The organism is Vibrio sp. V23_P3S9T160 (assembly GCF_963886625.1).
GTDB classification, from domain to species: domain Bacteria; phylum Pseudomonadota; class Gammaproteobacteria; order Enterobacterales; family Vibrionaceae; genus Vibrio; species Vibrio anguillarum.
Genome location: NZ_CAWPDB010000182.1, coordinates 1 through 25,492, shown reverse-complemented (window position 1 = coordinate 25,492; position 25,492 = coordinate 1). Strand labels below are relative to the sequence as shown.

At 45.9% G+C, this 25,492-nt stretch carries 19 protein-coding genes, 1 tRNA gene and 1 rRNA gene; 10 read left to right on the top strand and 11 right to left on the bottom strand.

Features of this window, described 5'->3' with window-relative positions; genetic code table 11:
- Window positions 1-32 precede the first annotated feature (32 nt).
- Genes gspG through gspC form a run of 5 tightly spaced genes read right to left on the bottom strand, consistent with a single transcriptional unit; the run spans window position 33 to window position 6,208 of the window.
- Entirely contained in the window at window positions 33-476 is a 444-nt protein-coding gene (gspG, locus tag AACU59_RS17155) for a type II secretion system major pseudopilin GspG (RefSeq protein WP_010319321.1), read from the bottom strand.
- Between the two features lie 50 nt (window positions 477-526).
- The gene (gene gspF, locus AACU59_RS17150) at window positions 527-1,747 is read right to left on the bottom strand and encodes a type II secretion system inner membrane protein GspF (RefSeq protein ID WP_094145034.1); all 1,221 of its coding nucleotides are present in this window, start codon (window positions 1,745-1,747) and stop codon (window positions 527-529) included.
- Entirely contained in the window at window positions 1,747-3,246 is a 1,500-nt protein-coding gene (gene gspE / locus AACU59_RS17145) for a type II secretion system ATPase GspE (RefSeq protein WP_094145035.1), read from the bottom strand. Before gspE ends, gspF begins: the two co-directional genes overlap by 1 nt.
- Window positions 3,243-5,273, bottom strand: a complete 2,031-nt coding sequence (gene gspD / locus AACU59_RS17140; protein ID WP_094145036.1) for a type II secretion system secretin GspD — start codon at window positions 5,271-5,273, stop codon at window positions 3,243-3,245. Before gspD ends, gspE begins: the two co-directional genes overlap by 4 nt.
- A 38-nt stretch (window positions 5,274-5,311) precedes the next feature.
- Window positions 5,312-6,208 (bottom strand): type II secretion system protein GspC, encoded by an 897-nt coding sequence (gspC, locus tag AACU59_RS17135; RefSeq protein WP_228376488.1) that lies wholly within the window; start codon window positions 6,206-6,208, stop codon window positions 5,312-5,314.
- A 337-nt stretch (window positions 6,209-6,545) separates the two neighbouring features.
- Here gspC and hslR point away from each other — a divergent pair, with 337 nt between their 5' ends.
- From hslR to AACU59_RS17115, 4 genes are all read left to right on the top strand, one after another.
- Window positions 6,546-6,932 (top strand): ribosome-associated heat shock protein Hsp15, encoded by a 387-nt coding sequence (hslR, locus tag AACU59_RS17130; protein WP_026028320.1) that lies wholly within the window; start codon window positions 6,546-6,548, stop codon window positions 6,930-6,932.
- Window positions 6,933-6,963: 31 nt separating this feature from the next.
- Window positions 6,964-7,839, top strand: coding sequence for an Hsp33 family molecular chaperone HslO (gene hslO, locus AACU59_RS17125; protein WP_094145037.1), 876 nt, complete (start codon window positions 6,964-6,966; stop codon window positions 7,837-7,839).
- Window positions 7,840-8,176: 337 nt separating this feature from the next.
- Window positions 8,177-9,805, top strand: a complete 1,629-nt coding sequence (gene pckA, locus AACU59_RS17120) for a phosphoenolpyruvate carboxykinase (ATP) (RefSeq protein WP_013855443.1) — start codon at window positions 8,177-8,179, stop codon at window positions 9,803-9,805.
- Window positions 9,806-9,912: 107 nt separating this feature from the next.
- Window positions 9,913-11,847, top strand: coding sequence for an AsmA family protein (locus tag AACU59_RS17115; protein WP_094145038.1), 1,935 nt, complete (start codon window positions 9,913-9,915; stop codon window positions 11,845-11,847).
- Here AACU59_RS17115 and AACU59_RS17110 read toward each other — a convergent pair.
- The 4 genes from AACU59_RS17110 to typA form a co-directional block, all read right to left on the bottom strand.
- Window positions 11,808-12,740 (bottom strand): bifunctional GNAT family N-acetyltransferase/hotdog fold thioesterase, encoded by a 933-nt coding sequence (locus AACU59_RS17110; RefSeq protein ID WP_017043511.1) that lies wholly within the window; start codon window positions 12,738-12,740, stop codon window positions 11,808-11,810. The two genes, AACU59_RS17115 and AACU59_RS17110, sit on opposite strands and share 40 nt — an antisense overlap.
- Before the next feature lie 72 nt (window positions 12,741-12,812).
- Window positions 12,813-13,247: a D-aminoacyl-tRNA deacylase gene (gene dtd / locus AACU59_RS17105; RefSeq protein WP_013855445.1), complete on the bottom strand. Its 435-nt coding sequence runs from the start codon at window positions 13,245-13,247 to the stop codon at window positions 12,813-12,815.
- Complete coding sequence (locus AACU59_RS17100) at window positions 13,219-14,133, bottom strand: virulence factor BrkB family protein (protein ID WP_017045688.1); 915 nt, start codon at window positions 14,131-14,133, stop codon at window positions 13,219-13,221. The genes dtd and AACU59_RS17100 overlap by 29 nt, the downstream gene beginning before the upstream one ends.
- A 133-nt stretch (window positions 14,134-14,266) precedes the next feature.
- On the bottom strand, window positions 14,267-16,090 hold the full coding sequence (typA, locus tag AACU59_RS17095) for a translational GTPase TypA (RefSeq protein ID WP_010319743.1): 1,824 nt from the start codon (window positions 16,088-16,090) through the stop codon (window positions 14,267-14,269).
- 500 nt (window positions 16,091-16,590) lie between these two features.
- Between typA and glnA the strand changes: the two genes are divergently transcribed.
- The 6 genes from glnA (at window position 16,591) to add (ending at window position 25,105) form a co-directional block, all read left to right on the top strand.
- Window positions 16,591-18,000 carry a glutamate--ammonia ligase gene (gene glnA / locus AACU59_RS17090; RefSeq protein ID WP_017043509.1) on the top strand — a complete coding sequence of 470 codons (1,410 nt, stop codon included), beginning with the start codon at window positions 16,591-16,593 and terminating at the stop codon, window positions 17,998-18,000.
- Between the two features lie 172 nt (window positions 18,001-18,172).
- Window positions 18,173-18,730 carry a DUF4124 domain-containing protein gene (locus AACU59_RS17085; protein ID WP_237666572.1) on the top strand — a complete coding sequence of 186 codons (558 nt, stop codon included), beginning with the start codon at window positions 18,173-18,175 and terminating at the stop codon, window positions 18,728-18,730.
- A gap of 134 nt (window positions 18,731-18,864) precedes the next feature.
- The gene (gene glnL / locus AACU59_RS17080; protein WP_026028990.1) at window positions 18,865-19,911 is read left to right on the top strand and encodes a nitrogen regulation protein NR(II); all 1,047 of its coding nucleotides are present in this window, start codon (window positions 18,865-18,867) and stop codon (window positions 19,909-19,911) included.
- Between the two features lie 39 nt (window positions 19,912-19,950).
- Window positions 19,951-21,354 carry a nitrogen regulation protein NR(I) gene (gene glnG / locus AACU59_RS17075; RefSeq protein ID WP_088731466.1) on the top strand — a complete coding sequence of 468 codons (1,404 nt, stop codon included), beginning with the start codon at window positions 19,951-19,953 and terminating at the stop codon, window positions 21,352-21,354.
- Window positions 21,355-21,459: 105 nt separating this feature from the next.
- Window positions 21,460-24,009 (top strand): EAL domain-containing protein, encoded by a 2,550-nt coding sequence (locus AACU59_RS17070; RefSeq protein WP_443280678.1) that lies wholly within the window; start codon window positions 21,460-21,462, stop codon window positions 24,007-24,009.
- 91 nt (window positions 24,010-24,100) lie between these two features.
- Complete coding sequence (add, locus tag AACU59_RS17065; RefSeq protein ID WP_094145040.1) at window positions 24,101-25,105, top strand: adenosine deaminase; 1,005 nt, start codon at window positions 24,101-24,103, stop codon at window positions 25,103-25,105.
- Window positions 25,106-25,303: 198 nt separating this feature from the next.
- On the opposite strand, the gene AACU59_RS17060 is transcribed toward add, so the two are convergent.
- Together AACU59_RS17060 and rrf are read right to left on the bottom strand one after the other, a co-directional pair.
- A tRNA-Asp gene (locus AACU59_RS17060) sits at window positions 25,304-25,380 on the bottom strand.
- A gap of 29 nt (window positions 25,381-25,409) precedes the next feature.
- Window positions 25,410-25,492: ribosomal RNA gene (gene rrf, locus AACU59_RS18210) — 5S ribosomal RNA — on the bottom strand; the annotation flags it as partial.

The window sequence follows — 25,492 nt, the reverse complement described above, 5'->3', positions numbered from 1 at the left end:
GATAAATGGGGCGGCTAAGGCCGCCCTCTCTCTTATTGGAAATCTTGCATGTTCCAGTTGCCTATGTCGGCACTGGCGCCTTCGCCGCCTTCTTGACCATCAGCACCCAGCGTGAAGATATCAATCGTACCGTTATCACCAGGGCTTAAGTATTGATAAGGGTTGCCCCAAGGGTCATTTGGCAAACGGCGAATATAACCGTTATCGCGGTAGTTGCGTGGCTCAGGATTCGACGGTTTGGTCACTAGCGCTTCTAAGCCTTGATCTGTCGTTGGGTACACGCTGTTGTCTAATTTATACATATCCAACGCATTTTCGAGTGCGACAATATCGGTAATCGCTTTTTGTTGGTCAGCTTTTTCTTTATTACCGAGCAAATTAGGCACCACAAAACTCGCCAAAATACCCAAAATAACCACAACCACCATCACTTCAAGCAAAGTAAAGCCCGACTGTTTATTTGTTTTTGTTCTCATTCCAATCTCCAACATAGTTTGGTCGTTATCATTGCAGAATTCAGTCATGATCAACGACTCATTAAATTATTCATTTCTAAAATCGGCATCAAGGTCGCCATCACGATAAACAGTACCAACCCAGCCATCAATGCAATCAATGCCGGGGTAAAAATACCTAATGCGATGTTGACCGTCGATTCAAAACTCGCGTCTTGGTTATCGGCCGAGCGCGTCAGCATACTTTCGAGCTCACCACTTTGTTCACCACTGGCGATCATATGCAGCATCATCGGTGGAAATAACTTGGTTTGCTCAAGCGCTTTACGCAAGCTCGACCCTTCGCGAACATTGTCAGCCGCCAACAATACTTGTTGCTTGACGTATTTATTGGACATCACATCCACCGCCACACGCATCCCATCCAAAATAGGAATCGCACTGGAGGTACAAATAGACAAAGTTCGCGCAAAACGCGCAGTATTGAGACCGCGAGTGATTTTGCCAATCAACGGCATGCCGATGATTTTTTTATCCCACTTCAACCGCAAATTTGGCTTGCTTAACAACCATCGGACGAGATAAAGCAAGATCACCAATAGCACCAGCAATTGGACACCCCAATGCTGGATAAAATCACTTGAGGAGAGTAAAAATTGAGTCGACTTCGGTAATTCTTGCCCCATTTGGACAAATTGTCCGACGATTTTAGGCACCACAGCCGCCAGCAAAAAAGCCACAATACACACCGCGAACACCACCAACACCACTGGATAAATCATCGCTTGTTGTAACTTGGAACGCATTTTTTGGCGATTTTCAGCATAGTCTGCTAAACGCTCAAGCACCGAATCCAAATGACCTGATTTTTCGCCCGCTTCAACCATCGAACGAAACAGGTCATCAAAGATATGTGGATAATCACCCAAGCTGTCTGACAAGGTATAACCCTCGGTCACTTTGGAACGAACAGCGGCCAACATGGTGCGAATACGCGGCTTTTCCGATTGTTCAGATACCGCTTTCAAACACTCTTCCAGTGGCATGCCTGACTGCACTAAAGTGGATAACTGGCGAGTAATGAGCGCTAAATCCGGTGTACTGATACCGCGCTTAAAACTCAAAGGCGATTGCTCACGCTGAGCCGCTTTCGCTTGCGTCTCAATGAGTTCAATCGGTATAAGCCCTTGATCTTTTAAGCGCTGGCGAACCTGCCGAGCATGGTCCCCCTCAATAACACCCTTTTTTTGTTTGCCTTTGGCGTCGAGCGCTTTATATTCAAATGCCGCCATTATGCTTCCTTCGTCACTCGCATCACTTCTTCAAGTGAGGTAATGCCTTTCAGCACTTTATCAAGCCCGTCATCACGAATGCTCGGTGTTTTCGCCCGCACCGCTTTTTCAATTGCTTGCTCTCCGGCTTCGCTATGAATTAAGGCTTGTACCTCATCATCAATCAGCAACAATTCATGTATACCCGTTCGGCCTCGATACCCTTTGTGATTGCATTTGTCACAGCCCTTCGGACGATACAGTGTCAGCGACTCTTTTTTCTTACAATTGAACAGTTTTTTCTGCTCATTATCAGCTTGGTAGGCCTCTTTGCAATCGGGACATAAGGTACGCACTAAGCGTTGTGCCAATACGCCAAGCAGCGATGATGAGATCAAAAAGGGTTCAATTCCCATATCGCGCAAACGTGTTATCGCACCGATGGCGGTATTGGTGTGCAAAGTCGACATCACCAAGTGTCCGGTTAAAGACGCTTGCACCGCAATCTGCGCGGTTTCTAAATCACGAATTTCCCCAACCATGACCACATCCGGGTCTTGACGCAAAATAGCACGTAATCCTCGCGCAAAAGTCATGTCCACTTTAGGATTGACTTGAGTTTGGCCAATACCATCAATATCGAACTCAATCGGGTCTTCCACGGTTAAAATATTACGCTCGTTGCTGTTGAGTTCTTGCAGACCAGCGTACAAGGTGGTGGATTTTCCTGAACCGGTTGGGCCCGTCACCAAAATAATGCCGTGCGGTCGTTTGATTAATTGACGGAAGCTTTCGTGGTTGGCGGCCGTCATTCCTAGACTGTGCAGATCTAAGCGCGTGGCGTTTTTATCTAGCAAACGCATCACCACACGCTCACCGTGAGACGAAGGCATGGTTGACACGCGAACATCGACCGCTCGACCGCCAATGCGTAATGAAATGCGTCCATCTTGTGGTACACGTTTTTCAGCGATATCAAGCTTAGCCATTACTTTGACGCGTGAAACCAGCAACGGCGCTAATTTACGACTCGGCGCTAACACTTCACGCAGTACCCCATCGACACGAAAACGAATCGACAAGATTTTCTCAAAGGTTTCAATATGAATATCCGACGCGCCCTCTTTGATCGCTTCGCCAAGCATGGCGTTGATCAATTTGATGATGGGCGCATCGTTTTCTGACTCTAACAAATCTTCATTTTGCGGCAGCTCTTCGGCTAATGAGAAGAAATCATCACTGTCAGCACCGATATCTTCCATTAATTGTCGCGCTTCTGACGAGTCTCGTTGGTAAGCTTGGGTCAGCTTACTTTCAAATTCGTCCAGTGAAATTTCAACCAAGTTGAGCGGCTGTTTCACGACTCGTTTCACTTCGACCAATGACTCGATAGCCAGCGGAGCGACATAAAATAACGTCGGCAGCTCGTTGTCTTCTACCTGCTCTAATACCAATTTAAAACGATTGGCAAAGCTAAATGGTAAACGACGATAGTGAGGTTGCGACAAAACTTCGGTCATTGCTGTTTTTCCATTTGTTCGATAAAGGCTTGTACTTCCGCAGAATGGGTGCGCTCATCGCCAAACTTAGGCAGCACAGGAATATTGTCGTTCGCCATCAACTTCAAACCGCGATCAGCGTTATAAAGCTGCTCTGCACGAATGTAGTTGTACTTACGCTGAGTGATGCCATCGGCCGTCATGCCATCACGAATGATGGTCGGCTTAATAAAGACCATCAGGTTTTTCTTCTCAACTTGGGTACTGGTCGATTTGAACAAATAGCCTAAAACCGGTATATCGCCTAATAGTGGGACTTTGGATTCACTTTCGACCGCGCGCTCATCAATCAACCCCCCCAGAACTAACATTTGCCCGTCTTGAATGATGACCGATGTATTTAATTGACGCTTTGCAAAACGGACATCGACGGCACCATTCGCTCCTAATACGTTGGATACCTCCTGTTCAATTTTCAGTTGAACTGAGTCGCCTTCGTTGATTTGTGGTACCACTTTCAGCTTGATACCGACCTCTTTGCGTTCTACGGTTTGGAAAGGATTATCGTTATTTGCGCCCGCGCTCGAACCTGTTAAAACAGGTACCTCTTCGCCCACGATGAAGGAGGCTTCTTCATTATCCATCACCGTAATACTCGGTGATGACAAGATGTTCGAGTTGGAGTCACTCGACACGGCGCTGATGAGGGCCGTCCAGTCGCCCATCACTAAGCTCATGGCTGCACCATTGACCGCACCGAGCGCTGACGCCAAAGTAGAGTAATCCCCTTTGGTAGTGGTGTTTTCATTGCGCAAGAAAGTACCATCAGAATTATAAACCGCTTTACTGGTGGTGGTATCTTTGGCTTCTTCTAAACCAATCATTACCTTACCGATTGGCGCGCCCGCATTGCCATACTGAATCACAGAGCCGTTGTCGAGTGAGCCCCATTGCACACCTAAGTTGATGCCATCCCCTTCAGCCATTTCAACAATCAGCGCTTCAATCAATACCTGAGCGCGACGAATATCCAACTGCGCAACCACATCTTCTAGCTCTTTCATGATGTCTTGCGGGGCGGTAACAATTAACGAATTGGTCGGCGCATGTGCTGAAATCATCACTTCGGTGCGTTGTGAACTTTGCCCTGTTTTTTGCCCAGACTGTTTCTCGGCCTGCAAGTTGTCAGACACCCCTTTCAACACATCAACCAAATCTTCCGCTTTCGCATTCTTAAGGTAAATGACGCGGTTATTGCCTCTGGTTGCCATTTCGACATCAAGCTGAGTGATCAATCGCTTTAGACGTTCACGGACTTTAGGATCACCTGAGATCAAAATAGAATTGGTACGATCATCGGCCACCAGCTTAGGTTGCAAAAACTCTGGGGTATTTTTGGCATCCGTGGTTTTGTTTAATGCCTCCACAATACGCACCATTTCAGCGGCAGATGCATTACTCAGTTCCACCACTTCGATGTCTTTGTCACCGGCTTGGTCAACTCGTTTGATGATATCGGCTAAACGGTTGACGACCGCAGCACGACCTGTAATCAAAATGATGTTCGCCGGATCATAATGCACTACGTTGCCCGCTCCTGCGTTATCGATCAACTGGCGCAGCAAAGGTGAAAGCTCTCGTACCGAAACATTCCGCACCGCAACAACGCGCGTGATCACGCTATCACCGTTCTCTTTTCCTTCATCGCCAACCACAGGAATCGCAGACGTTTTGGCATCTTTCGACTTGATCACTTTGAGCACGCCGTTGTCCATCTCCACCACGGCAAAACCATACACTTCCAATACATTCAAAAAGAAGCTGTAGTATTGCTCTTCATTAAGCGTGTCATAGCTGCGGACATCGACCTTCCCCCGAACTGAAGGATCAACAATGATTGTTTTTTCAAGATTACGGCCCACGATATTGATGAATTCTTGAATATCGGTGCCTTTAAAGCTGGCACTAAAATCGTTTGCCATGACTAACGGCGATGACAACAAGCCACCCATCAATAACCATGTCGTTTTGTTTAACCAATGCTTCACGTCTTACTCCCTAAACTCATGCTCATGCATCAGTCTGTCTAAAATTGGATATAAATGTCATGGGATTGCCCGTCTCTTTCGACTGTTAAGTTCATTTCGGTTAACTCAGAGACTGACTGAAAAATCTTATTCATGGCGTCTGGGTCCGTTAAATCCTGACCATTTAGCGCGATTGCGACATCGCCATCTTGTAGCCCTACCGACTCAAACAGCTCAGGAGATTGCCCGGGGCTCACTCGGTATCCAAGCACTTTGTCATCACGTTTCACTTGCGACAGGCGCACATATTTAAAGATTTCTTGCGGATTGCTGGCAATAGCGGCGCGAATATCATCCAACTTCTCTTCTGCAGACGCTGGGTTATTACCACGCACATTCGATGCAACAACGCGCTCAGGCGTTGCTACACTCGGTTTATGATAGTCAATTCCATCCAACATCAAGGTTTCATCGCGCCCTGAGTTATCAATAATAACGCGATCATTGAACACCGCTTTCAATTTGACACGGGTTCCTTCAATGACTTCGTTAACACCATAGGTCGATTGACTGCCACGATTTGCGATTACCGCTAGACTCTTACTCGGTTCATTGCTCGCCACCACCCCAACCAATAATAAGCTAAGGCTGGTTTTAGGTGCATCTTTGACCACAGGCTGTGCGGCTTCGACCTTCTGCTCGCTATAGCGACCAAATAAACTTCCTTGTTGTAAAGAAGAGAGATCAAGCGAACGCGCCGCATTCGGCGTTGATGCGATTGCTCTTGGAGACCAAGGCGTTATATCAACCGCGTTTTGCTGAATCAGCCACACCATTTTTCCTAGAATCCAAGCCGACGTGACCAGCAATACTAAGGTAAGAAATTGGCTGATTTGTTTCTGCCATTGCGGTATTTTTTGTAGCAAACCTGCTTGCCATAAGCGAGATGAGGTCATACTGCTAAAATCGATTCGCCTCAAAAGATGTCCTTACTGATATTTTCTTACTTCAACCATGATATTTCACATTCATGAGCCGTTAGCCAGACGAAAACCGGCGGATTGGCCTCAAACTATACTTCCATTTCATTTAAACTATGCTTCCATTTAAATGGAACAGATACATAAGACCGCGAAGATCGCGCTACAAAAACACATTAATATATCATAGGAGACATTCTCGTCATTTTTACTGACATTATTTTGTCGGGTAGCTTGAAAATCTGGAACCAAAACACCATTGTAAAGGCCATAAAACGTACAAGACTAACTCCCTTTGAGGCACATTTGTAGTATGAGTTCTGCGACAGAGCAAATAAGATTGGATAAATGGCTATGGGCAGCACGATTTTATAAAACGCGGTCGATCGCACGCAGTATGGTCGATGGTGGTAAAGTCCATTATAATGGCCAACGCACCAAGCCAAGTAAAATTGTCGAGCTTGGGGCAACGATTACCTTGCGCCAAGGCCAAGAAGAGAAAATCGTCACTGTGATCAATCTGTTAGGGCAAAGGCGCAGCGCGCCGGAAGCACAAACCCTGTATTCGGAAACCGCAGCAAGCATCGCCAAACGTGCCCATCATGCCGAGCAACGTAAGCTCAACGCACACAACCCAAGCCCCGAACGCAGACCAGACAAAAAAGAACGTCGTGACATCATTAAATTTAAACATCAATAAAAGCTGGACCATGTTCCGAGGAAATAGCTAAATGGCAAATAACATTTTAAATCGCTACTTATTTGAAGATCTATCCGTACGTGGCGAGTTGGTACAATTAGACGACGCGTATCAACACATCCTTTCGAGCCAGGAATATCCAGCCCCAGTACAAAAACTTTTGGGCGAACTGCTCGTCGCAACGACCTTGCTAACCGCAACGCTAAAGTTTGAAGGCTCAATTACCATGCAACTGCAAGGCAGTGGCCCAGTTTCCTTAGTCGTTATCAATGGCGATAATGAACAGAAAGTGCGTGGTGTCGCACGCTGGAAAGGCGATATTGCCGATGATGCCGACCTACACACTTTGATGGGTAAAGGCCATTTAGTTATCACTATCGAGCCCAAAAAAGGCGAGCGCTACCAAGGTGTGGTCGGTTTAGAGGGTGATAACTTAGTGGAAGTGCTGGAAGGTTACTTCATCCGCTCTGAACAGTTGAAAACACGCCTTTGGATACGCATTGGTACGCAAGATGGAAAAGCCTGTGCCGCTGGCATGTTGCTGCAAACCATTCCGGACGGAACGGGTACGCCCGATGATTTTGAGCACTTAGAGCAGTTAACTAACACCGTAAAAAACGAAGAGCTGTTCACCTTAGAAGCCACTGATCTGTTGTATCGCCTGTATAACCAAGAGAAAGTTCAGTTGTTCACCCCACAACCCGTGGAATTTCATTGTGGTTGTTCACGTGAACGCAGTGGGGCGGCCATCATCACAATAGGCAAAGAGGAAATTTACGACATTTTATCGTCTGAAGGATCCGTTTCTTTACATTGTGATTACTGTGGCACCAACTACTCATTTGAAGAGGCTGAGATCGCAACACTCTACGCACAAGCCTCCTCAGGAAGCAACACAATTCATTAATTTGCATGAATTAACAAGCACGAAGAAAACGTATCAGAGCCAGCTTTACGCTGGCTTTTTTTGTGATCAAAACCCAGTAAAATCAAGCCTTAAACAAACAGAATGGCGTACTTATTTTTTTAAAAGTATTAATCTTATTGATCTAGCGCAAAGGTTTGCGTACGCGATAAAATAGTTGCGCCAATATGTGACGGGACACCTAAAACCACAGGAGTGTCATGGGCAATTTTTGAACTGTGTCCCTGTTTTATCCCCCACCCGTTGCTAGCATGGTGAGCAGATAACAATTACAAACATTATTACAAAATCCCTACAAAATCTCTTACAAGGAGCACCTATGACCGTTATGGAACATACAAAGGCTGCACAACTAGACCTGACCAAATACGGAATAACCAACGTAGTCGAAGTGGTTCGCAACCCAAGCTATGAACTGTTATTTGCCGAGGAAACTCGCCCAGACCTTGAAGGCTACGAAAAAGGCGTCGTCACTGAACTTGGCGCTGTTGCCGTTGATACTGGCATTTTTACAGGCCGCTCACCAAAAGATAAATTCATTGTCAAAGATGACACCACACGCGATACCCTATGGTGGACATCTGAACAAGCGAAAAACGATAACAAACCGATTAACCAAGAAGTATGGAATGATCTAAAAGCACTAGTGGGTCGTCAACTATCCGCTAAACGTCTATTCGTTCTTGACGGTTACTGTGGTGCCAACGCAGATACGCGCCTTTGCGTGCGCTTCATTACTGAAGTGGCGTGGCAAGCGCACTTCGTCAAAAACATGTTCATTCGCCCAACAGAAGAAGAGCTAGCTAACTTCGAACCTGATTTTGTGGTCATGAATGGTGCCAAATGCACCAATGACAAATGGCAAGAGCAAGGCCTGAACTCAGAAAACTTCACTGTGTTTAACTTAACGGAAAAAATGCAGTTGATCGGCGGTACTTGGTACGGCGGTGAAATGAAGAAAGGGATGTTCGCAATGATGAACTACTTCCTTCCACTGCAAGGTATTGCTTCAATGCACTGTTCAGCCAACATGGCTAAAGATGGCGATGTGGCGATTTTCTTTGGCCTATCTGGCACAGGAAAAACCACACTCTCTACCGATCCAAAACGCGCGTTAATCGGCGATGACGAGCACGGCTGGGATGATGATGGCGTGTTTAACTTTGAAGGCGGTTGCTACGCGAAAACCATCAAGCTCTCCAAAGAAGCCGAGCCTGACATCTACAACGCGATCCGCCGTGATGCGCTACTGGAAAACGTCACAGTACGTAGCGATGGTTCGATTGACTTTGATGATGGTTCTAAAACCGAGAATACTCGTGTTTCTTATCCTATCTACCACATCGAAAACATCGTTAAGCCTGTATCGAAAGGTGGTCACGCCAATAAAGTGATCTTCCTATCTGCGGATGCATTTGGTGTGCTTCCACCAGTCTCTAAATTGACTCCAGAACAAACCAAGTATCACTTCTTGTCTGGCTTTACGGCAAAACTAGCGGGTACTGAACGTGGCATCACCGAACCAACACCAACCTTCTCAGCCTGTTTTGGCGCAGCGTTTTTAACGCTCCACCCAACACAATATGCCGAAGTGCTGGTAAAACGTATGGAAGCAGCTGGTGCTGAAGCTTATCTAGTCAACACTGGTTGGAACGGCAGCGGTAAACGCATCTCGATTCAAGATACCCGCGCCATCATTGACGCTATCTTAGATGGTTCGATTGAGAAGGCAGCAACCAAGCATATTCCAATCTTCAATCTTGAAGTACCAACCTCACTACCTGGTGTGAACCCAACCATTCTCGACCCACGCGATACTTACGTGGATCCTCTACAATGGACAAGCAAAGCTGAAGATCTCGCCTCGCGCTTTATCAATAACTTTGCCAAGTATACTGATAACGCAGAAGGTAAAGCATTAGTGGCCGCAGGCCCACAACTCGACTAAAACTGATAAGTCAGTAGCAAGCCCCTTTGATAAGGGGCTTTTTTTGTTGCTGCGTGAGGTAATTTGTTTCACTCTGTCGCAGGTAACGATTTACGAGTAAGGACACCATGAACAAGGCTTTGGCATTGCTGATTGCGATCATCGCGCTATTTCTCACTTTCATGCTGGGTATGTTTGCACTGCTACATACCTCTTATGCTACTCCCGTTGCTCAAACTCTCGTTGAACGGCTTTCGAAAGGAAACGTGACGTTTCAATCTCTTCAATACCAGTATCCTTTGCATTTTCAGTTCAACCAATTAACACTGCGGCAAAATAAGCAGCATATCCCGATAGAGCAAGCCGATATTTGGCTCAGCCCACAGCTCATTCGCGACCAAAAAATCGCCGTTGATAGCGTGCTACTTAGTGGTATCAGTCTACAAAATGGCCTTCCTACCGATTTGCGATCATGGCCCATTTCGGTGAGCCAAATCGCGCTCAATCACGCCGACATCGCCCAACAAGGTTGGCTAGCGCGCGGTGTTAACCTACAGATTAAAAATCCACATTGGCCGGATGCTCCAACAGCTCTGCCTTTCGGCGAGATACAACTCTCAGCCGAACAATTTTATTGGCAAGGAGAAGCGCTGAATAACCTACTGCTCGATATGGATTACAAACCTGCCAACAGCACTGTCTATGGGCTCTCGTTGTCATGGCGCGGCGCGGCTATTTCAGGTCAAGCCGAGCAGTATCCTCAAGGTTGGTCGCTGATCAATGTGACACTGGAAAAACTCAATCTTAGCCGAGATATGAGTCATTCCTTACGCCAATCGGGTTGGTTTCAGCTCTTTGACAAAATAGACCATATCAATAGCTTAGATATTTTAAACAGTCAGATCGAGCTTGCGGATATCAGCTTGCGTAACGTCGATATTTCGCTGGAGAACATTTATCCACACAGCAATATTTGGCAGCAGCAACAAGGTAAATTATCGCTGCGAGCCGACGATGCAACTTGGCTAGGTCAGCAGTGGGTGGAGCCGACCTTTAGCCTGCGCACCGAGCCGGGTAAACTGATCATTGAGGATTTTAGTAGTGAATTTAAGCAAGGTGATATTCAATGGGCGGGTGTTATCACCCCAACCTCAGCATCGCTGCAACAGCTCACTATTCGCGGTGTAAAATGGGTGAGCGAAAGCAAAGATGATTTTACGTCGCTGAGCCAGCATTGGCCGTGGGTTGAGAACCTCACCATCGAGCAACTCACCATCGCCAATAGCCAACTCATTCAATTGTTTGCGCCACCTTATTGGCAATTGTCTGGTGTCCACGCCAAAGGGAAGCAGTTAACTCTCGTAAAAAAGAAGCGCTTGGGATTGTGGCAAGGCACGCTCAATATCAGCGCAAACAGCGCCAGCTACGATTCACTATTGAGCACGCAAAGCGTCGTTGAGATGCGCAGCGAACAAGGCCAATGGTACCTAGATCGTTTATTCATGCCGTTAGAAAACGGCTATATCGATGCCACTGCGCGTTGGAATTTCCAAACGTTAAGTCAGCCTTGGCAAACCAACATTCATGCCGATGGGCTACCGCTAGCTGTGCTCAATAAAGTCACCCAGCTTCCCTTTACCATAGAGGGTATCAGTGAATTGGAAGCGCAGGTCAACGGCCTCGCCGGAGACTACGCCACCTTCGCCCACTCCCTCACAGGTGAAGCAACGCTCAATATTCGACAAGGCATATTAACGCTAAGCGATCCTGAGCAAAACCTCAGCCATGAGCCGTTTACGCTCGAAGGTTTAGTCATTCACTCAGACAGAGGGCGGATGATGATTAATACAACGCCGCTGGTTGGAAAGACGCTCAAGGCAAACCTTGATGGTCACGTGGATTTGGTCAAGTTGGAGAAAGGACAACTTAACCTTAACCTCCAACAGATGTGCCGTGAGATGCACTTCGAACTGCTCCACAACACACAGCACACCATCTATTCGTGTGATCCAGAAACCGATACTTACTCAGCCGATGATGCGGCGGCTAACAATGCCTTGTAATTGGGGATCAACATATAGGTTCCCGTAAATTCAACGGCGGGTTTACCGCCACTGGTGATAGTGACATTGACGACGATACGCGCTTTACGTCCACTGGCTAAACGATCTAAATCGCCACTGATGCCATCCAATGAAGTGAAGGCTAAAGGGTTATGCACCACAGGGTGACGATAGCGGATGCGGCTATCAACCAAAACAATATCGCCATTCAGGCTTCGCTCACGCATCAGCAACCATGCCATTCCCCATCCGGTCAAGGTGGCAAGGGTAAATGCCGAGCCTGCAAATAAGGTGTTGTGTGGGTTCAAATTCGGATTGAGCTGAGCGCTGCACTCAAATTGGTAGCCCGTATATTGAGTCACCTTAATGCCCATTTTTTCGCTGATAGGAATGTGCGTGGCCCAGCGTTCTTGCAGTTCAGTACACCATTCAGGTTTGCGAATCACATTGGCCATGGGATCAAGCGGTTTGACCATTTGTTGATGTCGCACTGGCCCGCGTTCATCATTGAGCGAGCCCCGGCGTTCAAAGCCGTTCTTTTCATAAAATGCAATCGCATCTTCACGGGCGCTACAGACTAGGCGCTTTGCACCTTCTTGACGAGCCAGTGACTCTAGCGCCACCAGCACCAAAGAGCCCATACCTTTATTGCGACGGCTACTTTTAACCGCCATATAGCGAATTTGCCCTTCGCAATCTGGCGTAATGTACAAGCGACCAATAGCAATCGGTCGGTTACGACCATCGACAATCATCCTGTGGTGGCTCATGCCATCATACTCATCACGCTCCGAGCCGATCGGTAGATGCCATGGCTCACGCAGCATTTGCCAGCGAAAATGGTAGTATTTATTCAGTTGGTTGTCGGTACTTGGCGTAATCAGTTTAAACATTTGGTTATCCCTAAATCACAGCCTCTCATACTCCGCATGATCCCAACGAAGGAGGCTCTATCCATTTCTTTATTAAACCTGAAGCCAGAATGTCACTGGGCCATCATTAATCAGCGAGACTTTCATATCTTGTGCAAAGCGGCCACGCTGAGTTGGCAAAATGTGCTCACACAAATCCGAAAAGTAATCATACAGACGCTCAGCATCAGCAGGGTGTGCACCTTTTGAAAATCCGGCACGCGTCCCCTTTTTGGTATCGGCTGGCAATGTAAATTGAGACACCACTAAAACCTGACCGTTCACTTGTTGCACGTTCAAGTTCATTTTTCCCTCTTCATCTTCAAACACGCGGTACTGAGTCACACGTTCAACTAGACGTTTGGCCTTTGCCTCATCGTCATCTCTTTCGACACCAAGTAGCACCAGTAAGCCTTGATTGATTTCGCCAACCACTTCCCCATCAACACGTACCGCCGCTTCACTCACTCTCTGGATCAACGCTATCACTCTGATTTCCCTTTATCATTTGCTCGGAGATAGGCAATGAGTTTAGCATTTCTTGCTCATTGCTCCAGTGCTCTTTTTCACCCAAAGTCGCCGTCACCTCCGCCCCAACGAGCACAATCATCCAGCATAAGTAGACCCACACAAACAGAATAGGGATCGCCGCCAGTGCGCCGTAAATCAGTTGATAGGAGGGAAACTGAGTAATATAAGCAGCAAACCCTTTTTTACTGAACTCAAATAAAATAGCCGCCACCATTGCCCCGACCAAGGCGTGTGAAAGATGCACTTTTTTATTCGGCACCAGCAGGTACAAACCGACAAAAGCAGAGAATGACAAAATAAAAGGTAGCCAGCGCAGCAACAAATTATAAGCACCAGAGAGTGCTTCGCTGTCAATAATCTTGAGTGAGGTAATATACGAGGTTGCCGCAATACTCGCGCCGACTAAAATTGGCCCGAGCGTAAGAACCATCCAATACATTGAAAAAGAGAGCACCATGCGCCGTTTATCTTTAACTCGCCAAATGTAGTTCAAATTCTTGTCAATATTGGAAATCAGCATTAAAGCTGCAACGAATAAAAATACCCCGCCCACGGCCGTCATCTTACCTGTATTCGCGATAAATTCGAGCAACGCCTCTCGCACTACATCGCCTGCGGCAGGCACAAAATGGGTGATCACAAAATCTTGAATAACCATACCGACATTGGCAAAAATAGAAAATGAGGAGAGAATTGATAACAGCACGGTAAGCATAGGTACGATCGACAACAACGTGATATAAGCCAAATAGCCCGCATTAACATTGACGCGGTCATGATCCATCCGGCTGAGTAAATAACGCGTAAACAGTAAACATTGTTTGCCAAGCTTTTTAATTTTCAAATGCCTTCTCCCTGCTTATTTTTATCATCAATCACCATTCTATACCTAAAACTGACTATATTGCAGATAAGCAAAGGGCGAGAAGTACACTCCTCGCCCTTAGATTAACTCGTTAACTTATACCATGACGGTATTAGCCACGGCTTGCACGTTTACGATCATTTTCAGTCAAATGACGTTTACGGATACGAATGCTCTGCGGGGTCACTTCCACTAGTTCATCGTCGTCAATAAACTCAAGTGCTTGCTCAAGTGTAAACTTAATTGCAGGTGACAATACTTGCGCTTCATCAGTACCAGAAGCACGAACGTTTGTCAGCTGCTTGCCTTTCAAGCAATTCACTGTTAGGTCGTTAGAACGGTTGTGGATACCGATCACTTGGCCTTCGTACACTTCATCTGCGTGCTCAGTAAATAGGCGACCGCGCTCTTGTAGGTTGAATAGAGCGTAAGTCAACGCTTTACCTGTCGCGTTAGATATCAACACGCCGTTGTTACGTTGACCAATGTTACCGCCTTTGTGTAGGCCGTAATGATCAAACGTATGGTAAAGCAAACCTGAACCTGAGGTTAAGGTCATGAATTCTGTTTGGAAACCAATCAAACCGCGAGAAGGCATCATGAAATCAAGACGCACACGGCCTTTGCCGTCTGGAGTCATGTTCGTCAGCTCACCTTTACGTAGGCCGATTTTCTCCATCACGCCGCCTTGGCTCTCTTCCATCACATCGATCGTTACGGTTTCGAACGGTTCCATTTTCTGGCCGTCTTCTTCCTTCAAAATAACTTCAGGACGAGAAACCGCAAGCTCAAAGCCTTCACGACGCATGTTCTCAATCAGGATTGATAGGTGAAGTTCACCACGACCTGAAACGCGGAAGCGATCTGGGTTGTCGGTTTCTTCAACACGCAATGCTACGTTATGAACAAGCTCTTTTTGCAGACGCTCAAGGATATTACGTGAAGTCACGTATTTACCTTCTTTACCTGCAAACGGTGAGGTATTGACTTGGAAAGTCATGGTCACTGTCGGTTCATCAACGGATAGCGGCACCATGGCTTCAACACAGTTTTGATCACAAATGGTGTCTGAAATTTTCAGCTCACCTAAACCTGTTACCGCAATGATGTCGCCAGCGTTAGCTTGTTCAACTTCGTTACGCTCAAGGCCAAGATAACCCAGAACTGTACCAACTTTACCGTTACGTTTCTTACCATCAGCGCCGACAACTGTTACTTGTTGGTTCGCTTTTACGCTACCACGAGTCACACGACAAACACCGATAACACCAACGTAAGAGCTGTAATCAAGTTGAGAAACTTGCATTTGTAGTGGGCCATCAAGGTCAACTTGTGGTGACTCTACATTGTCAACGATCGCTTGGAACAAAGGTTCCATGTTTTCGCCAACTTCGCCTTCGTTAAGTGTCGCCCAACCGTTCAGTGCAGAGGCATAAACCACTTTAAAGTCGAGCTGCTCATCTGTTGCACCAAGATTGTCGAACAGGTCGAACACTTGATCCATAACCCAATCAGGGCGAGCACCAGGACGGTCAATTTTGTTAATAACAACAATTGGTTTCAAACCGTGAGCAAAGGCTTTTTGTGTTACGAAGCGAGTTTGTGGCATTGGGCCATCAACCGCATCAACAATCAGCAAAACAGAGTCAACCATTGACATGATACGCTCAACTTCACCACCGAAGTCGGCGTGTCCTGGAGTATCTACGATGTTGATACGGAAATCATTCCAGTTAATGGCTGTATTTTTTGCAAGGATAGTGATACCGCGCTCTTTCTCGATATCGTTCGAGTCCATGACCCGCTCTTCCGTATTACCGCGAGACTCTAACGTACCTGACTGTTGCAGCAGTTTATCAACCAACGTTGTTTTACCGTGGTCAACGTGTGCGATGATCGCGATATTTCTTAATTTATCAATCTGTGGAGTAGCCATGGATTTTGCTTCACTTATTAAGGGAGTAACTCGCTTCGGCATGAGGCCGCAACGAGCATAGAACTTGATTAAAAAAACGGTCAATAATGTACCAGATTTTGGCGAAAAACCTAGAAATATGTGATCTATCGCGCTGATTTTCGCTCACCACAAGCTTAGTCCGCTACTTGCTTTAAAACAAATTGCATCAAAATGGACTAAATCAGCATTGACAAGCCTAGTAAACCTAGGCTGAATAGTGTGCGCTTTGGTAGTTAATGGTGCAACATAAAACTCAAGGCACCAAAACAGTGCAAATAAGGATCTTTTTGGTGCAGAGAAGCATTTAAATTCGACAAAGAACAACCAAAGCACTTGAAATTAAAGGATTAATTTAATTGGCACGAATTTAGCTTTGTTAGAAACAGCATCGATTAATAAGTTTAGAATGAAATTAATCAATGCTAGTTTCAATTCGATTCGGGCCATTACCGCTTTAATAACACTGGAGGTTATCCAAGATGTCAGTAGAAAACGTTCTATCGCTGATCCAAGAAAACGAAGTTAAGTTTGTTGACCTGCGCTTTACCGACACGAAAGGCAAAGAGCAACATATCTCTATTCCTGCTCATCAAGTCGACGCAGACTTCTTCGAAGAAGGTAAGATGTTCGATGGTTCATCCGTTGCTGGCTGGAAAGGAATCAATGAGTCTGACATGGTGATGATGCCTGATGCATCAAGTGCAGTTCTTGACCCGTTCACAGAAGACGCAACACTTAACATTCGTTGTGACATTCTAGAGCCTGCAACCATGCAAGGCTACGATCGTGACCCACGCTCTATCGCAAAACGCGCAGAAGATTACATGCGTTCAACAGGTATCGCAGACACCGTTCTTGTCGGTCCAGAGCCAGAGTTCTTCCTTTTTGATGACGTGAAATACACCAACAATATGTCTGGTGCCTCATTCAAAATTGATGATATCGAAGCGGCTTGGAACACTGGCGCTGAAATTGAAGGTGGTAACAAAGGTCACCGCCCTGGTGTGAAAGGTGGTTATTTCCCTGTTGCACCGGTTGACTCATCACAAGACATCCGTTCAGCCATGTGTTTGATCATGGAAGAGATGGGCCTCGTCGTTGAAGCTCACCACCATGAAGTAGCGACCGCAGGTCAAAACGAAATCGCCACTCGCTTTAATACGCTAACCACGAAAGCCGATGAGATCCAAATCTACAAATACGTGGTGCACAACGTTGCGCACGCCTTTGGTAAAACAGCGACCTTCATGCCTAAGCCTCTTGTTGGCGACAACGGTTCAGGTATGCACGTTCACCAATCTCTTGCAAAAGATGGTGTAAACCTATTTGCTGGTGACAAGTACGGCGGTCTATCTGACTTAGCGCTTTACTACATTGGCGGTATCATCAAGCACGCGCGTGCCATCAACGCATTTGCTAACCCATCAACAAACTCGTACAAGCGCCTTGTCCCTGGGTTTGAAGCACCGGTAATGCTAGCTTACTCGGCTCGTAACCGTTCTGCGTCTATCCGTATTCCAGTGGTACCAAGCCCGAAAGCACGTCGTATCGAAGCTCGTTTCCCAGATCCAGCAGCAAACCCATACCTAGCGTTTGCCGCTCTTCTTATGGCTGGTCTTGATGGTATCAAGAACAAAATCCATCCAGGAGAGGCGATGGATAAAGATTTGTACGACTTACCAGCAGAAGAAGCCGCTGAGATTCCAAAAGTAGCCGAGTCACTTGAAGTGGCACTGAAAGCACTGGATGAAGATCGTGAATTCCTGACCGCTGGCGGCGTATTCTCTGATGATTTCATCAACTCATACATCACGCTAAAAGCAAAAGATGTAGAACGCGTCAACATGGCCGTTCACCCACTAGAATTTGAATTGTACTACTCGGTATAATTCTTAGCTTTAGTACAAAATGTAACTTAGGTTACGGATTTATTAGGCTCGCCTCGCAGGTGAGCCTTTTTCATATTTGGGGTTAATTCCGAACGTCGTAACATTAGCGTTACAACAATAACGGCACTCAAAAGCCGATACCCTTAACGTGAAAACATCTCTATATAGGGGGATGCCTGTGAATCTGATCCGAACTTTACTCCTAACACTCATCATGCTTTATTCCGCGACTTCAATTGCACAAAACGTCTATACGTGGGTGGATGCGAACGGCGTGTTGCATCTTAGCGATGTCCCACAAGATAAGGGAGCAAAGCAAATTTCGATTCCTGATTTTCAGGCCGATGCGCCTGAGCCAACCTTTGAAAACTCTCACCCCGTCACTAACCTTACCAAAGAGCTGCCACTGGAAAAATCCGCAACCCATGTCAACAAAATAGAACCGCTAACCATTGCAATTCGCTCTCCGGCTGACGATGAAACCTTACGCAGCAATGCGGGCGTTATTTCAATCAACGCCGAACTCAATCGCAACTTAACCGTCAGTGAACAGTTGCAATTGGTCATGAATGACAAGGCCTATGGCGCTCCCACCACTCAACCTACTTGGACGCTGAAAAATCTAGATAGAGGAACGCATCGCTTTTTAATTCAAGTAGTTGTAAACGGCAAGATTATTGCATCGTCTAACCCTGTGACGGTGCATTTACATCGAGCCAGCATCAAGTGATGAACTCTTCGCCAATAAGCTCGATATAACAACAGGTTTCACTTTTTCTTCTGACACCGATGCGCCATACTTAGCCATGCAATGCACCAAAGTTGTGCATTGCATCATTTGGGAACACGGACAAGGATGAAAACGTGAATTGTGAGCTAAGCCAAACGATTTTAAATAATATCGTTACCGCCACCTTGATGCTCGATGAGTCTCTTTGTATCCGTTATGCCAATCCAGCGGCTGAACAACTCTTCTCCCAAAGTGCTAAGCGAATTATCAACCAACCACTGTCAAAACTCATCCAGCACGCTTCTCTTGATTTAGCGCTGCTTTCTCAGCCGTTGCAAAGTGGCCAAAGTATTACTGATAGCGATGTTACGTTTGTGGTCGATGGTAAGCCACTGATGCTGGAAGTGACCGTGAGCCCTATATCTTGGCAACGCGAGCTGATGCTTTTGGTCGAAATGCGCAAAATTGGCCAACAACGACGGTTAACACAAGAGCTCAATCAGCACGCCCAACAGCAAGCGGCAAAGCTCTTAGTTCGCGGGCTGGCGCATGAAATTAAAAACCCATTAGGTGGGCTACGCGGCGCGGCGCAACTGCTAGAAAGAATGTTGCCGGACCACAGTCTCACTGAGTACACCCAAATTATTATTGAACAAGCCGATCGACTGCGCGCGCTCGTTGATCGTTTGCTCGGCCCACAAAAACCGGGCAAGAAGTGCTCTGAAAATCTCCATGTAATATTGGAAAAAGTCCGCCAATTGATTGAGCTAGAAGCCAGCACACACTTGGTGATTGAACGAGATTATGACCCCAGCTTGCCCGATATTTTGATGGATACCGATCAAATCGAGCAGGCATTACTGAATATCGTCAGCAATGCGGCACAGATTTTATCTCATGATCCGCATGGTAAAATCACACTTCGCACCAGAACAGTGCACCAAGCCAATATTCACGGACAGCGCCATAAGTTAGTGGCACGCATAGAAATCAGCGATAACGGCCCAGGCATTCCTACCGAATTACAAGACACACTGTTTTACCCCATGGTCAGCGGCCGTGAAGGTGGAACGGGGCTGGGTCTTTCTATCTCACAAAACCTGATCGATCAGCACAATGGAAAAATCGATGTTGAAAGCTGGCCAGGTCGAACCACATTTACTATTTATTTACCCATTTGACCGATGTCTGATTGGGTTTGCTGCTAAGGAATAAACATTATGAGTAAAGGATACGTTTGGGTGGTGGACGATGATAGTTCGATCCGCTGGGTGATGGAAAAAACGCTCTCATCAGCCAACATAAAATGCGAAACGTTTTCCGATGCCGAAAGTGTGTTACTGGCGCTAGAAAGAGAAACGCCCGATGTGCTCGTTTCCGATATTCGCATGCCGGGCATGAATGGTATTGAGCTGCTAAACCAAGTTCATTCACGATCTCCTGAGTTGCCCGTCATCATCATGACTGCCCACTCAGATCTTGATGCCGCGGTGAATGCCTATCAAAAGGGTGCCTTTGAGTATCTGCCTAAACCTTTTGATGTCGATGAAACCCTCACCTTGGTTGAACGTGCCATTGCTCATAGTCAGGAGCAGCGCAAAGAACAATCCAATCAACAGATTGGCGTTGATAGTACACCGGAAATCATTGGAGAAGCCCCTTCAATGCAAGAGGTATTTCGGGCGATTGGCCGTTTATCACGTTCCTCAATCTCAGTCTTGATCAATGGTGAATCAGGAACCGGGAAAGAGTTAGTCGCTCACGCGCTTCATCGCCATAGCCCACGCGCCCAAAAACCGTTTATTGCCCTCAATATGGCCGCAATTCCAAAAGATCTCATCGAGTCAGAACTGTTTGGTCATGAGAAAGGAGCATTCACTGGTGCAAACAATGTCCGCCAAGGGCGTTTTGAGCAGGCCAATGGTGGCACCCTATTCTTAGATGAAATTGGCGATATGCCGCTCGACATTCAAACTCGGCTACTGCGTGTTTTAGCCGATGGTCAGTTTTACCGTGTAGGAGGGCATTCAGCAATCAAAGTGGATGTACGCATTGTCGCCGCCACTCACCAAAACTTAGAAAAACTCGTTCATCAAGGAAAGTTTCGTGACGATCTCTTCCACCGTCTCAATGTCATTCGTATTCATATCCCAGCACTGCGTGAGCGAAGCCAAGATATAGAAAAACTGACCAAGCACTTTCTCGCCTCTGCAGCAAAAGAATTAGGCGTAGAAATGAAAACGCTGCATCCTAAAAGCATTGAAATTTTGAATCGTCTTGAATGGCCGGGAAACGTACGACAACTTGAAAATATGTGTCGCTGGTTAACTGTAATGGCCAGTGGCAGCGAGGTGCTACCCAGTGATCTTCCTTCCGAATTATTGTCGGAAAAGAAAAATAGTGACTTTGATAGTGCTATAAGTTGGCAACAACAACTCGCAAGTTGGGCTAAATCTTCATTAGCTTCAGGAGAAACAGAGCTGCTTTCTTATGCACTTCCTGAATTTGAACGTATACTTTTGGAAGCAGCACTTCATCACACCAATGGTCACAAACAAGACGCAGCTAAGGTGCTTGGGTGGGGGCGCAATACGTTGACAAGGAAGTTAAAAGAACTTTACTGATAATTTTTTAATGATCAGGTGCAGTGATTCACTTTCTGGCACAATGCAATCACCCACCACCTTGCGTGTTTTACCGATAATTTGTATGGATGCAGAAGACACGACATGTCATTTACGAATCAAATAACGTTGAAAACAGCCGTTGTTCTACCATTTGTTATGATTTTCCTCATAACGATTGGAGTGATTGTGGGTGTACAAAAATACAGTTATGAAGAGATGGTTGATGACATTAGCAGCAAACAGCTTTCATCATTAAATGCCAATGTAGAGCAGCGACTGATCAGTTTTCTCGATGAACCTTTTCAAGCCAGCCTCGCTTTAAGCCACACGATCGGCTTTAGTCAGTTCTATTCTGCGGACGATGTCAGTAAAGTAGAAGGATATCTGCTTGCCAGTTTTGAAACGCTTTATCGACCGCTAGAACAAATTGATGTGATCGGATTTGGTGGCGAACAGGCGGAGTACGTGGGCTTTCGCAAAGAGATTGGTGATAGTTTTACCTTGATGGTGAAAGATAATCGAACTCAGCAAAACTTGGTGATCTACTCAGGAAAAACCATCAATCAAGATATTCGCTCCACCATTGCCGATTATGATCCAAGAACTCGCCCCTGGTATACTCCAGTTGCACAAAGTTTAAGCCCAAGTTGGTCGCCAATCTACACTAATGTTGATGAACGCCAAGAGATCACGCTCTCTGCTTTAGCACCCGTTTTCTCTATGAACAAATTCATCGGTGTTTTGGTGACTGATGTGAAAATCGATACGTTCAATGCGTTTCTGACCTCACTGCAACAAAAAACTCATGCCAACGTATATATTATTGATCCAGAAAAAAGGTTAGTGGCTCACTCCAATACCAGCACCGTTGTCTCTTGGGGGACCGAACTGTCGGCAAAAGGAGAGCGACTACTGGCTATCGAAAATGCCAACCCAGTGATCCAAGCCAGTGCACATTATATTGATAACCATGACAAAATGCTGTCAGCAACACTCAACAAATTCGAAACGGTAGTTGATGGCACCCGCTATTTTAATCATCTCACTCCCTTTAAAGATAAACATGGCATCGAATGGTTTATTGGCGTCTCGATTTCAGAAACCGATCTACTTGGTCGATTGCCAGAAAACCAACAAAACAGTTGGATTATTGGCGGTATTGTCAGCCTTATCGGCATTGGTATAGGGCTCATTGCCTTTAATCGAATCACCACTCCAATTACCGCTACCGCTGCTGCTGCTCAGCATCTAGCAAAAGGGGATTGGGAAAGTAACATGCCGAAAGCTGGCAATATTTATGAAACGAGTTTGCTTGTTTATTCATTCAATGAAATGGCCAACAACCTAAAAGCCTCATTTAAGGCATTGCATTCCCAATTGATCTACGATTCCCTAACCAAGCTCTATAGCCGTGAAGGTTTAATTGATAATTTTAGTCAATTAAATCAAATTAATGGCAGCCTATTGCTTATCGGCATCGATAAATTCAGAGATATTAATGACAGCTTGGGGCATCAACAAGGTGACTTACTATTACAAATTATTGCTGAAAAATTACGCACACTATTTGCAAGCACCTCATGTATTGCTCGTACAGGTGGTGATGAATTCGCTATTTACATCCCCTCTTTACAACAAAAGAATGAAGCCCAATCCGCGGCTAACAGTATATTACAAATGTTTGCTGTCCCATTCTCAATGCATAATGAAAAAGTGGTCGTCAATGCCTCCATTGGCATCGTACTCCCTAATGACACACTCAATACTATGGCGCTATGGTTACGTAATGGTAGCATCGCACTCAGCCACGCCAAGCAAGAGCGCTCAAGGATCTGCTATTACTCTCCAGAGATGGACGATGTTTCTCGTAAACGTACGCAAATGCTCACTCAAATTAAGCTTGCCATAGAGAACAAAGAATATATTCCGCATTATCAACCAATTGTAAACTTATCAACGGGAGATATCATCGGAGCTGAAGCCTTGGCACGCTGGGTGACACCAAGCGGTGATATCATTCCCCCCTTGGAATTCATTCCTATTGCTGAAGAAAGCGGCTTTATTGGCCTGATTGGTGAGCAAATCTTGTATCAAGCGTGTTTTGACACGATGCAAGGCATCAAGATGGGTAAATGGGGATCGACGTTTAAAATGCACGTCAACCTCTCAGTGAACCAGCTATCTCAACCTCAGTTTGTTTATGAACTCAAAGCGACTTTGGAAAGAACGGGGCTTGAACCCAATAACCTCGCTTTAGAGATCACAGAATCAAGAATTGTTGATAACGACCCAGTTATTTTAGCAAACATGAACAAACTCAAAGAGCTGGGCATCCATATCGCGATAGATGATTTTGGTACTGGATACAGCTCCCTTTCTTATTTACATCAACTTCCATTCGATTGTCTAAAAATAGACAGGGCGTTTGTATCGCAGCTCGAACAGACAAATCTCAGTAGCTCAGTCGTTGCGGCAATCATCAACATGACTCGTGGGTTTAATGTCGAAATTGTGGCAGAAGGTATTGAAACCAAAGAGCAAGTCCATCTCCTAACCATGCTTAACTGCACTCAGGGACAAGGCTTTCTGTTTAGTAAAGCTATCCCTTTTAACGAATGGTCAACAGATATGGTAAACATAAAAACCAAATAAACAGAATTGGGTGATTTAATACTCTTTGCTAGCTGACACTGGCCACATTGATTTTTATACTTGATGCCATACACACTTTCGGAAAAACATAATGATAACTAAAAATCTACCGCTTACTGATTTGCATCGCCATCTTGACGGCAACATTCGAACCAAAACTATCTTAGAACTAGGGCAACGATTTGGTGTAGCGCTGCCAGCTGGCAACATAGAAGAGCTCACACCTTATGTACAAATCGTCGAAGCAGAACCATCATTGGTCGCCTTTTTATCAAAACTTGATTGGGGAGTTGCTGTATTGGGTGATCTCGATGCTTGCCGAAGAGTCGCCTACGAAAATGTCGAAGATGCCTTAAATGCTCAAATTGATTATGCCGAGCTGAGGTTCTCTCCTTACTATATGGCTATGAAACATCAACTGCCTATCGCTGGCGTTGTTGAGGCTGTAGTTGATGGGGTACAAGCGGGCGTTCGAGACTTCGGTATTCAGGCTAACCTAATAGGAATAATGAGCCGCACTTTTGGCACCGATGCTTGTCAGCAGGAGCTAGACGCTATTTTGACTCAAAAGCAGCACATTGTTGCAGTCGACTTGGCGGGCGATGAACTTGGGCAACCGGGCGAGCGATTTATTTCTCACTTTAAACAAGTACGAGATGCAGGACTAAGAGTTACAGTACATGCTGGAGAGGCGGCGGGGTCAGAAAGTATGTGGCAAGCAATTAAAGAGCTAGGTGCAGAACGCATTGGACACGGAGTAAAAGCCGTCCATGACCCTAAGCTAATGGATTATCTTGCCAAACACCGTATTGGCATTGAGTCTTGCCTAACGTCAAACTTCCAAACGAGCACAGTAAACTCTCTTGCTCATCATCCTATAAAACAGTTTTTAGAGCATGGGATACTTGCTTGTTTAAATACTGATGACCCAGCGGTTGAAGGTATTGAACTTCCACATGAATATGAAGTTGCAGCACTTCAAGCAGGCCTTTCTCAAGAGCAGATCAGACAAGCGCAAATTAACGGATTAGAATTAGCCTTTCTTTCAGACTCAGATAAAAAAGCACTGTCAGCCAAAGCCGCTTTGCGTAGCTAAATCTCCTGAACCATGTCTCTCTAGCCGATGTTTAATACATCGGCTTTTTTATACCTAAGACATAGAGACCGAAAAGAATAAGAATAGATTGAACAAAGTGTAGCTACCACACGACTGTCCTGAGAGTGATAAAAAATAAAATGCTATTTTTCTCAAACGAAAAAAGCCCAGCTATTACTAGCAGGGCTTCTTAATAAGTGGCGGAGCGGACGGGACTCGAACCCGCGACCCCCGGCGTGACAGGCCGGTATTCTAACCAACTGAACTACCGCTCCGCAGCGTGTCTGGTTAGACAATATTCAAAGCCTGGCGATGTCCTACTCTCACATGGGGAGACCCCACACTACCATCGGCGCTGTTGTGTTTCACTTCTGAGTTCGGCATGGA